The organism is Streptomyces niphimycinicus (assembly GCF_018883605.1).
GTDB lineage: Bacteria > Actinomycetota > Actinomycetes > Streptomycetales > Streptomycetaceae > Streptomyces > Streptomyces niphimycinicus.
Genome location: NZ_JAHLEM010000084.1, coordinates 46,326 through 56,518 on the forward strand (window position 1 = coordinate 46,326; position 10,193 = coordinate 56,518).

10 protein-coding genes and 1 pseudogene are annotated in these 10,193 nt (G+C 72.5%); 10 read left to right on the forward strand and 1 reads right to left on the reverse strand.

Translation table 11 applies throughout. The features are described from left to right. Positions 1-23: 23 nt before the first annotated feature. From KN815_RS10210 to KN815_RS10235, 6 genes are all read left to right on the forward strand, one after another. A complete protein-coding gene (locus tag KN815_RS10210; protein WP_253208874.1) occupies positions 24-2,450 on the forward strand; it encodes a SpoIIE family protein phosphatase in 2,427 nt (808 codons plus the stop codon). 103 nt (positions 2,451-2,553) lie between these two features. After that, positions 2,554-2,691, forward strand: coding sequence for a hypothetical protein (locus KN815_RS10215; protein WP_216341446.1), 138 nt, complete (start codon positions 2,554-2,556; stop codon positions 2,689-2,691). A gap of 125 nt (positions 2,692-2,816) precedes the next feature. Next, positions 2,817-3,236: a YciI family protein gene (locus KN815_RS10220; RefSeq protein ID WP_216341447.1), complete on the forward strand. Its 420-nt coding sequence runs from the start codon at positions 2,817-2,819 to the stop codon at positions 3,234-3,236. After that, positions 3,233-4,447, forward strand: a complete 1,215-nt coding sequence (locus tag KN815_RS10225) for an RNA polymerase sigma factor (protein ID WP_216341448.1) — start codon at positions 3,233-3,235, stop codon at positions 4,445-4,447. The genes KN815_RS10220 and KN815_RS10225 overlap by 4 nt, the downstream gene beginning before the upstream one ends. A 55-nt stretch (positions 4,448-4,502) precedes the next feature. Beyond that, the gene (locus KN815_RS10230) at positions 4,503-5,048 is read left to right on the forward strand and encodes a YciI family protein (protein ID WP_216341449.1); all 546 of its coding nucleotides are present in this window, start codon (positions 4,503-4,505) and stop codon (positions 5,046-5,048) included. Positions 5,049-5,207: 159 nt separating this feature from the next. Then, positions 5,208-5,990 carry a DUF899 family protein gene (locus tag KN815_RS10235; RefSeq protein ID WP_216341450.1) on the forward strand — a complete coding sequence of 261 codons (783 nt, stop codon included), beginning with the start codon at positions 5,208-5,210 and terminating at the stop codon, positions 5,988-5,990. A gap of 15 nt (positions 5,991-6,005) precedes the next feature. Here the strand turns inward: KN815_RS10235 and KN815_RS10240 are convergent, their stop codons facing one another. Beyond that, on the reverse strand, positions 6,006-6,929 hold the full coding sequence (locus tag KN815_RS10240; protein WP_301184564.1) for a LysR family transcriptional regulator: 924 nt from the start codon (positions 6,927-6,929) through the stop codon (positions 6,006-6,008). Between the two features lie 233 nt (positions 6,930-7,162). Here KN815_RS10240 and KN815_RS10245 point away from each other — a divergent pair, with 233 nt between their 5' ends. From KN815_RS10245 to KN815_RS10260, 4 genes and pseudogenes are all read left to right on the forward strand, one after another. Continuing rightward, positions 7,163-7,876 (forward strand): SDR family NAD(P)-dependent oxidoreductase, encoded by a 714-nt coding sequence (locus tag KN815_RS10245; RefSeq protein WP_216341452.1) that lies wholly within the window; start codon positions 7,163-7,165, stop codon positions 7,874-7,876. 99 nt (positions 7,877-7,975) lie between these two features. Next, on the forward strand, positions 7,976-8,356 hold the full coding sequence (locus KN815_RS10250) for a nuclear transport factor 2 family protein (RefSeq protein ID WP_216341453.1): 381 nt from the start codon (positions 7,976-7,978) through the stop codon (positions 8,354-8,356). An 88-nt stretch (positions 8,357-8,444) separates the two neighbouring features. After that, entirely contained in the window at positions 8,445-9,701 is a 1,257-nt protein-coding gene (locus tag KN815_RS10255) for a YbfB/YjiJ family MFS transporter (RefSeq protein ID WP_216341454.1), read from the forward strand. Between the two features lie 40 nt (positions 9,702-9,741). Then, positions 9,742-9,846: pseudogene (locus KN815_RS10260) on the forward strand (serine/threonine-protein phosphatase); the annotation flags it as partial. Positions 9,847-10,193: the final 347 nt, after the last annotated feature.

Sequence of the window (10,193 nt, forward strand, 5' to 3'; positions counted from 1 at the left end):
CGGCGGCCGAGACGCGGCAGGCGATGGTCCTCGCGGGCACGGATCTGCTGGACCGGGTGCGGGCGGCGGCGCAGCAGGCGGGTGAGGTCCCCCCGGCGCGGGAAGCCGCGGTGGGCCGCCACTGTGCCGCGGTGGCGGAGGTTCCCGGGCTGGCCGAGCGGCTGGTGCGGTCCGCGGTGCTGGCCGATCGGCAGGCCGGGGTCGGCTGGGCACGGATCGGTGCCGCCTTCGGGATCAGCGCCGAGGCGGCCAGGCGCCGCTTCGGGCGGGCGCGGCACATCGCGGAGGAGGGGCACAGCTCGGAGGCGGGGCAGGGGACGCGAGAGGGTGCCATGCCCGCCACCGACTCCGGTATGGAGCCGCTGGATGCGCTTCTGTGCACGGCGGTACGGGAAGCGGGCGCGGCCACGGGCCTGGTGTATCTGCTGCCGCCCGGCGGACAGGTGCTGCGGCTGGCCATGATGACCGGGATGCCGCCGAAGGTTGCCGAGCTGTGGGAACGGCTGCGGTTCCCGGCTTCGGGTCCGTTGGCGGACGCGGTGGGTGAGCGGCGCCTGGTGTGGCTCGCCAGCCAGGCGGAGCTGGCGCGCCGCTACCCGAGGACAGCGCTGGTATGGCCCTACCCGGTGGCGCTCGCCGCCGCACCGATCACCTCCGGCACCATTGTCTGGGGCGGACTCGCGCTGCTGTGGCCCAGTCCGCGCCGCCCGCACCTGAGCGCCCATGACCGCGCCGTGATCGGCTCCACCTGCGACCGGATGGGGGCGTTCCTGCGGCATGCCGCCGCGGACGGGCACCCGAGGGTCCCCGAAGAGCCGCATGTGGCGGCCCCGCCGCGAGTGTGGACCGCCGGGCCGGTCCAGGCACAGGCCGCGGTGGACTTCGCCGACCGTCTCCCGGAGGGCTGTTGCGCGCTGGACGTGGCGGGCCGGATCACCTTCCTCAACGCCACCGCCGCCGAGCTGGTCGGTGGGAGCGTCCCGGAGCTGCTCGGCGCACCGCTGTGGGAGGCGCTGCCATGGCTGGACGGCCCGGTCTTCGACGACCGCTACCGGGCCGCGGTGCTCGGCCACCGGCCCACGTCCTTCACCGTTCTGCGCCCGCCGGACCGGTGGCTGTCCTTCCAGCTCTGCCCGGATGCCTCCGGTGTCAGTGTGCGCGTCTCCCCCACCGACGACACCGACGACACCGCCCCCATCGACCGCCCGGGGCGCGGGGCGGATATCGCCACACCGACCCGGTCCGGCAGGCTGTACGACCTGATGCACCTGGCCGGCGCGCTCACCGAGGCCGTCGGCGTTCAGGACGTGGTCGAGCTGACCGCCGACCTGGTCCTGCCCGCCTTCGGCGCCCAGGGCTTCGTCCTGTCCGTGGCGGAGGGCGACCGGCTGCGTATCGTCGGCGAGCGTGGATACCCACCCGAGCTTCTCAACCGCCTCGACATCCCGGCGTTCCGGGACGACACGTCCCCCAGCGTGCGCGCCGTGACCAAGGGAGCACCCCTGTTCTTCGCGTCCCCGCACGAGTTGAATCAGCTCGCCCCGCACATCCCGCGGCTGACCAAGAGGGCGGCCTGGGCCTTCCTGCCGCTGCTGGCCTCCGGTCACCCGGTCGGCTGCTGCGTGGTCTCCTACGACCGGCCCCACGACTTCACTCCCGACGAACGCGCCGTCCTGACCTCGCTGGCCGGACTGATCGCCCAGGCCCTCGACCGCGCCCGGCTCTACGACGCCGAACACCAGCTTGCCCACGGTCTCCAGAGCGGTCTGCTCCCCGCCTCGCTTCCGACGGTGCCCGGGCTGGAGGTGGCGGCCCGCTATCTGCCCACGGCTCGCGGCATGGACATCGGCGGCGACTTCTACGACCTCATCCGCTGCGACGCCACCACCGTCGCCGCGGCCATCGGCGACGTCCAGGGCCACAGCGTGAACGCCGCCGCCCTCATGGGACAGGTCCGCACCGCCGTCCACGCCACCGCCGGGGCACATCCCGGGGAAGTCCTCGCCCGCACCAACCGCCTGCTCACCGACCTCGACCCCGGCTTGTTCACCAGTTGCCTGTACGCCCACATCGACCTGGCACACCACGTCGCCCATCTGGCCACGGCCGGGCATCCGCCCCCGCTCCTGCGCCACCCCGACGGACACACCGAGGTCCTCCATCTGCCACCCGGCCTGCTGCTGGGCATAGATCCGGGCGCCGACTACCCGGCCACCGAGATCCCGCTGCCGCCCGGCGCCGTGCTGGCCCTCTACACCGACGGCCTCGTCGAGAGTCCCGGCGTCGATCTCGATGACGCGACCGCCCGCCTCGCCGACCAGCTCGCACAAGGCTGCGGCCAGCCCATGGACACCCTCGCCGACGCCCTCGTCCACCATGACCCGCACACCGATCCCCACAGCGATGACATCGCCCTGCTTCTGCTCCATCCGCAATCGGTCGTCGGCTGACAGAGCCCGCTGACGCGATACCGATCGCGGAGCCGCTCGACGAGCGCCGGTATCTGCTGGATGTCGCCTACTGGATGCTGGGCGGCCGGCGCGGGCGGGGCTGGTGGAGGAGGTCAGCCGGGTGCTGCTGAACGCCCTGGACTGCCTGCCGCCGCCCGAGCGCGCGGTGTCCGTGCTCCATGGCGCCTTCGGCATCACCGACCACCGCGTCGCACAGGTCCGGGTCGTCCTCGACCCCTAGAAACCGCGCTCCTGGAACCAGCCCCCGAAAAAACTTCTCGCGGCGATGTCGAGAACCCGTGAGCGGCTCCGTCCCCGAGGTGAACGCGACCACAATGGGTCGCATCAGCACCGAGGAGAAACACGATGGCCAAGTACCTGCTGCTCAAGCACTACCGTGGCGCTCCGGCCGCGGTCAACGACGTCCCCATGGACCAGTGGGCGCCGGAGGAGGTCTCCGCGCATCTGAAGTACATGAACGACTTCGCGGCGCGGCTGGAGGAGACCGGCGAGTTCGTCGGCGGCCAGGCACTCGCCCCCGAGGGGACATGGGTGCGGTACGACGGTGAGGGGCGCCCGCCGGTCACCGACGGTCCGTTCGCCGAGACCAAGGACCTCATCGCGGGCTGGATGGTGATCGACGTCGACAGCTACGAGCGCGCCGTCGAGCTGGCCGGGGAGCTGTCGGCCGCTCCCGGGGCGGGCGGCAACCCGATCCACGAGTGGCTCGAGCTGCGCCCGTTCCTGGCCGAGCACTCCACCGTCACGGAGTGCCCGCATCGATGAACGAGGCCCTGATCCGGAGCCTCACGCCGAGCGTGCTCGCCGTCCTCGTCCGCCGCGGAGCCGACTTCGCGGCGGCCGAGGACGCCGTACAGGACGCACTGGTCGAGGCGGTCCGCGGCTGGCCGGCCGACCCTTCCCCAAGCTCTCGGCTGCGCTCGAGCAGGGGAGACCCCATTCGGGATGCGAAGGGCTGGCTGGTCACCGTGGCCTGGCGCAAGTTCCTCGACGCCTCCCGCTCGGATGCCGCCCGCCGCCGGCGTGAGGACCGCGTCGAGGAGGAGCCGGCGCCCGGGCCCACGCCCGCGGTGGACGACACGCTCCAGCTCTACTTCCTGTGCGCCCATCCGTCGCTGACGCCGTCGTCCGCGGTCGCGCTCACCCTGCGCGCCGTGGGCGGGCTCACCACCCGCCAGATCGCCCAGGCGTACCTGGTGCCCGAGGCGACCATGGCGCAGCGGATCAGCCGGGCCAAGCGCACCGTCTCCGATGTGCGCTTCGACCAGCCCGGCGACGTCGCCACCGTGCTGCGCGTCCTCTACCTGGTCTTCAACGAGGGCTACTCCGGCGATGTCGACCTCTCCGCCGAGGCCATCCGGCTCACCCGGCAGCTCGCGGCCCGGATCGACCACCCCGAAGTGGCGGGGCTGCTCGCCCTCATGCTGCTCCACCACGCCCGGCGCGCCACCCGGACCGCGCCGGACGGCAGTCTGGTGCCGCTCGCCGAGCAGGATCGCGCCCGGTGGGACACCGGGATGATCGCCCAGGGCGTGGCGATCCTTCAGGCGGCCCTCGCCCGCGACCGGCTGGGCGAGTTCCAGGCCCAGGCCGCCATCGCGGCACTCCATGCCGACGCGCCCACCGTCGAGGAGACCGACTGGGTGCAGATCCTGGAGTGGTACGACGAGCTGGTGCGCCTGACCGACAGCCCGGTCGTCCGGCTCAACCGCGTGGTGGCCGTCGGCGAGGCCGACGGCCCGCGCGCCGGTCTGGCCGCGCTCGCGGAGCTGAACGACTCCGCGCCGACCTCTGCGAGCAGGGGGTCGCCCATGCCCCGCCACACCGCGGTGGCGGCGTACCTCCACGAGCGGGACGGCGACCTGGCGACGGCGGCACGGCTGTACGCCGAGGCGGCCCACCAGGCACCCAACCTCGCCGAACGCGACTACCTGACCCGCCAGGCCGCCCGGCTCAACACCCTTCGGCGCGGCTGACGAACCGCGCCGAATTCCATTGAGGCGCCGCCGTATGTCGGGGAGGGTCGGCGGCATGGATTTCTTCTGCTATCACCGCGATCGGCCCGGCTCCCTCACCTTGCGCAAGGAGCTGTCGGAAGAACACTGGTCGTATATGGACCGGTACGCGGCGGAGATGATCGCTCGCGGCCCGACCTTCGCCGACGGCGAAACGCCCACCGGCAGCGTGCACATCCTCGGCCTGCCGGATCCCGCCGCCGCCCGCGCGTTCGCCTTCGACGAGCCGAACTACCAGGCCGGCGCGTACCGGGACGTGCTGCTGCGACGGTGGCGCAATGTGCTGGGGCGCACCATGTGGGACTTCCCGGGCGGCCGGACCGGTGGCCGGCGGTATCTGGTGCTCGGCCTCGGCTCGGGGGAAGCCGCCGACCTCGCCGTGCCGCCGGGCCGGGACGAGCTGATCGCGTACGGACCGCTGCTGTCCGACGACGGCACCGGCTGGCTGGGTACGGCGGTGCTGCTGCGGGCCCCGGACCCGGACACGGCACGCGCCGTCCTGACCCAGGACCGGTACGCCGCCATCGAGGTCCATGACTGGGAGTTCGGCGGGCGGCGGTGACGCCCGGCGTGGTCGGTGCGGGCTCGGCCGAGTGCGCGCCGCTGCCGCGATGAGTTCCGGCCGGGACACGAGTCTGTTCCGGTGACCGTCGCAAGGACGCCGTACGACGCCGCCCGGCACGAGACACCACGCCCGGCACGAGACACCACGGAGGACACCATGACGACCGCACCGGACGACCCGACCACCGCGCTGCCCGGCCGCCCGCCCATCGTCGACCTGGCCACCTGGCAGGCCGCCCGTGACGAGCTGCTGGTCCGCGAGAAGGCCCACACCCGCGAGGGCGACGCCATCGCCGCGGCCCGCCGCCGGCTGCCGATGGTGGAGTTCGACGGGACGGTCGAGGTCGTGGGGCCCGATGGCCCGGTCCCGTTCCTGGACCTGTTCCAGGGCCGCGACGAGCTGGTGGTCTACCAGCACATGTGGCACGACGGCGCGCCGCACCAGGGGCAGTGCGAGGGCTGCACCACCACCGCCTGGCACCTTCAGGACGCCGCCTACCTCAACGCCGGCGGCGTCTCGTTCGCCATCCTGACCACGGGCCAGTGGGACGAGGTGGCCTCCTACGTGGAGTTCATGGGATACACCGAGCCCTGGTACTCGGTGCGCGACGTGGCCGCGCCGGTCGGCGGGGACATGGGCTACCTCACCTCCTTCCTGCGCGACGGCGACCGCGTGTTCCTCACCTACTCCACGACGGGCCGTGGCAACGAGCGGGTCAACGGCTCCCTCGGCCTGCTCGATATGACGCCCTACGGCCGCCGCGAGGCGTGGCAGGACGACCCCGAGGGCTGGCCCGAGGGGCACGGCCCGTGCTGGTCCTGGCGCACGGACGCGGATGGGACCGCCACCTGGGGCCCGACCAGCCGCCCGGTGCCGCAGTGGACCCGCCCCGGCGCGACGCCGGTGGAGACCCTCGGCCGGCAGGGCCACCACCACTGACGAATCCGGCCCGGTCTACCGCTTGTACGGATCCCCGTCGGGGAGCCATGCGTCCGGTGCGTGGATGCCGAAGTCGCCGACGCCTTCCGTCAGGGCCTCGACGGTGCTCAGTACGGCCGGGCGGAGCTCGTCCCGCCGCCAGACGAGAGACCAGGTCCAGTAGACCTTCGGCCCGGTCACGGGGCGTACGGCCAGATCGGGCGGCAGTGGAGTGGTCTGGCCCTTGGGCGAGTTGAGGATGGGCCGCCTGCTCCGGCGCACATGGTCGAAGAAGACGGGACCGGTGATGCCACCGTCCGTGATGCGCACGGCGGGGACGCCGGCCTCCTCGGCCAATCGCTCCGCGTAGTCGTTCCAGGACAGCCAGGTGGTGGCGTCGTCGTCCAGCAGAACGTCGGTGTCCTGGGCGCGGACCTCGCCGGTGTCCTGCCCGGCCGAGACGGCGTAGAGCCGCTCCGCGCCGATCAGCCGGGCGCTGAGTCCGAGCTTCTCCAGGTCGCCGGTGCGGATCCAGCACACCGCCAGGTCGAGGCCGCCGTCCGCGACGCGGGCGGCCTGGGCATGGGAGGGCGCGACCCATGCGTCGATGTGCAGACGCGCCACGGACGAGGCGCGGGCGGTCAGGTCCGCGGGCAGCCAGTTGACATAGCCGAGCCGGACCGGTTCCGAGCCCGCGATCCTGGCGGCGCGGTTACGGAGGTCGTCGGCGCGCTCGAGCAGGGCCCGGGTGTGCGGGAGCAGGGCCGCTCCGGCCGGAGTGAGGGCCACCGAACGGCGGTCGCGGTCGAAGAGCCGGACGCCGAGATCCCGTTCCAGCGACTTGATCTGCTGGGACAGGGAGGGGCCGGCGATCAGGAGCCGCTCCGCGGCCCGGCCGAAGTGCAGTTCCTCGGCTACCGCGACGAAATACCGCAACTGGCGCAGCTCCACGCCCGCAATGCTACCCGCGGCCGGGGCCACGGCCCGTCCCGCCCTCGGCGGTCTCGTACTGGGGCGTCCGTGTGACCGACTTCCTCCCATCTGCTAGGCGCTGCCTCCCACCGCAGGTCACAGCGGTGCCGGGGCGGGTGGGAGGCTCTTGCCTTCCTTGGGTTTTTGTCGACCGGTCGTCTATGTTCATGGGGGCCGGTCATGCACACCGGTCCGGACATCCCTCACTGGAGACAGTCACCATGAGCACTCCTGACCAGAAGGTCGCCATCATCACCGGCGCGTCCCAGGGCATCGGCGCGGGCCTGGTCGATGCCTATCGCAAGCTCGGCTACGCCGTCGTCGCGACCTCGCGCGGGATCGCCCCCTCAGCGGACCCGCAGGTCCGCACCGTCCAGGGGGACATCGCCGACCCCGCCACCGCCGAGCGAGTGGCCGGGGCCGCGATAGAGCGCTTCGGCCGCATCGACACCCTGGTCAACAACGCGGGCATCTTCGTCGCCAAGCCGTTCACGGAGTACACGGAGCAGGACTACGACGCGGTCACCGGCGTCAACCTGAGCGGTTTCTTCCGCATCAGCCAGCTCGCGGTCGAGCAGATGCTCCGTCAGGGCGGCGGGCACGTCGTCCAGATCACCACCAGCCTGGTCGACCACGCCAACTCCGCAGTCGCCTCCGTACTGGCCTCCCTGACCAAGGGCGGACTCCAGTCCGCGACCAAGGCCCTGGCCATCGAATACGCGACCCGCGGGGTGCGCAGCAACGCCGTATCGCTCGGCATCATCAGGACACCGATGCACCCGGCGGAGTACCACGACACCCTCGCCGCCCTCCACCCGGTCGGCCGGATGGGAGAGGTCAGCGACATCGTCGACGCCGTCACCTACCTGGAGAACGCCCCCTTCGTGACCGGCGAGATCCTCCACGTCGACGGCGGCCAGAGCGCCGGCCACTGACCACACACCGCCCGGGCGTCGCACCCCGCCGCCCGGGCGCCCTCCCCGGCGTCGGCTCTCAGACGACGCCGCCCTCTTGTCACTGTTGGAGCTGACACCATGAGTACCGACGTACTGAACGACCCCCTGCACGAGGTGCTGAGCCGCTGGCAGGCCGCTTTCGACGGCCACCAGACGGACGCGATGGCCGACCTGTTCACGCCCGACGCCCTCTTCCAGGGGTTCGGGCCCGAGACCCTCTCCGGCCGGGACGCGGTACGCGGCTACTACGCGGCCGTTCCGGACCACCGCAGGGCCCATCTGGGGAACGTCCACGGCTACCGGATCGGTGAACACGTGGCCGGTGGCTTCGCCGACGTCACCTTCCGGGATCCGACGGGCTGGGAGGCCCCGGTGCATCTGTCGTTGGTCCTTCAACGCGATGGCGGCAGTTGGCGGATCCGCCAGTACCACGTCTCTCGAATCGCCGCTGATCACTGAGGCGGCGGTGCCCGTAAGAGGCCGGGCCTACCAGCAGGGAGGAAGCCGATCCTGGCATTCTCCCTGGTGGCGGCCCCAGTCTGAGACCATGCAGCAGCATGTCACCGCCTCCCGAGGCGTACTACGCCACTCACCCTGGGCCCATGTCGTACAGGCCGCCGCCGCACTGGGGGCGGGCATGGGTGTGGGCCGTTTCGTCTACACCCCGATTCTTCCCCTGATGCACGCTCAGGCCGGGCTGTCCGCCGCCACGGGGGCGAATCTCGCCACCGCCAACTACGTCGGCTATCTGCTCGGCGCGCTCGCCGGAACCTTCCTGCCCCGACTGGTGCGTTCCGCCGCCGTACTGCGGAGTTGCCTGGTGGTGCTGACGGTGTCCCTGGCCGCGATGCCACTGACCCACTCCCCCGGCGTATGGCTGCTGCTCCGGCTGTGTGCGGGCGTGGCCAGTGCGCTGATCTTCGTCATCGCCGCCGGCTCCCTGCTCAGCCATCTGCGCGACCACCCCGCCCACTTGCCCGGGTGGGCCTTCGGAGGAGTCGGGGCGGGAATCGCCCTGTCCGGGCTGCTCGTCCTCGCCCTGCGCACCATCGCCGACTGGCAGGCCGCGTGGTGGGCCTCCGCCGTGCTGACCGCGCTGCTCGCCCTGCCCGCATGGTTCCTGCGGCCGGAACCCGCGCCCCCGTCGGCGTCCGCCACGCCCGGAGCGGAGCGGCGGGCGACCGGCCCGCGCACCCATCGGTGGTTCACCGCGCTCCTCGCCTCCTACACGCTGGAGGGCATCGGCTACATCATCGCGGGCACCTTCCTGGTGGCCGCGATCGAGCAGAGTTCTCCCGGCTGGATCGGCAGTGGTGCCTGGGTGCTGGTCGGCCTGGCGGCCATCCCGTCCTCCGCGCTGTGGGCGGGGCTGGGCCGGCGCTGGTCCCGTCCGGGCCTCCTGCTGACCGCCCTGGCCGTCCAGGCCGTCGGCATCGCCCTGCCCGCGCTGATCGGTGGCGTCGCCGCCGCGCTGATCTCCGCGGTGCTCTTCGGCGCCACGTTCATCGGCGTCAGCACGCTCGCGCTCGCTACCGGCGCGCATCTGCGCTTCCCGCGCGCGGTCGCCCTGCTGACGGCCGGATACTCGGTGGGCCAGATCCTCGGCCCGCTGGTCGCCACCCCTCTGCTGCACCACGGGTACGAGCAGGCCCTGATCCTCGCGGCCGTCGTCGTCCTGGCGTCCGCCGTCGCGGCGGCCCTCCTCCGGATCGGCTTCCCCCACCACATGCCCGCGCCCGGCCACCCGGTCGCACGCTCGGAACCCGCACCGGGCGGACCGGCCACGGCGAAGACCACGACCTGACGGTCATCCCTCGGAAGAGAGATCGGCAGGTGCGGTCCACCTGGGCCCCCTGCTGGTGGTCGCCCCGGCCCGCACCCCGTCGTTCGCCGGTCCCCGGGCCACCGTGCTGATCGGCGCGCCGGCGGTGGCCGCCCAGGTGGTCATCCAGCGCTCGCCCGCCCTCCACCCGGTCCAGCAGCTCAAGAAGATCGTGCCGGTCAACGGCGCCCACCGGTGATGCGGCGTTCCGGGAGGTCCGGCAGATCCGGCGGAACGCCGCCCAGCCAAACAGGCCGGACGAAGTCCACTGCCGGTTCGGCAGGTGCCCTGAAGGGGCGCGGGGCTGTGTCGATGTGCGGCTCCGCCGCGGCTGTGTCGATGTGCGGCTCCGCCGCGTGGGACCAGCCACGATGGCGCCGCAGACGACCGACGGCACGGCGCGGCACATCCAGTGGAGCGCTCAGCGGACCCGGTCGACGCGGCGCTCGTCCCAGACCGGCTCCGCCGTCTCGC

Coding starts and splice junctions, on each gene's coding strand:
- KN815_RS10210 (WP_253208874.1), top strand. CDS start 24: ATGGTCCTCGCGGGCACGGATCTGCTGGACCGGGTGCGGGCGGCGGCG.
- KN815_RS10255 (WP_216341454.1), top strand. CDS start 8,445: ATGCAGCAGCATGTCACCGCCTCCCGAGGCGTACTACGCCACTCACCC.
- KN815_RS10235 (WP_216341450.1), top strand. CDS start 5,208: ATGACGACCGCACCGGACGACCCGACCACCGCGCTGCCCGGCCGCCCG.
- KN815_RS10230 (WP_216341449.1), top strand. CDS start 4,503: ATGGATTTCTTCTGCTATCACCGCGATCGGCCCGGCTCCCTCACCTTG.
- KN815_RS10220 (WP_216341447.1), top strand. CDS start 2,817: ATGGCCAAGTACCTGCTGCTCAAGCACTACCGTGGCGCTCCGGCCGCG.
- KN815_RS10250 (WP_216341453.1), top strand. CDS start 7,976: ATGAGTACCGACGTACTGAACGACCCCCTGCACGAGGTGCTGAGCCGC.
- KN815_RS10225 (WP_216341448.1), top strand. CDS start 3,233: ATGAACGAGGCCCTGATCCGGAGCCTCACGCCGAGCGTGCTCGCCGTC.
- KN815_RS10245 (WP_216341452.1), top strand. CDS start 7,163: ATGAGCACTCCTGACCAGAAGGTCGCCATCATCACCGGCGCGTCCCAG.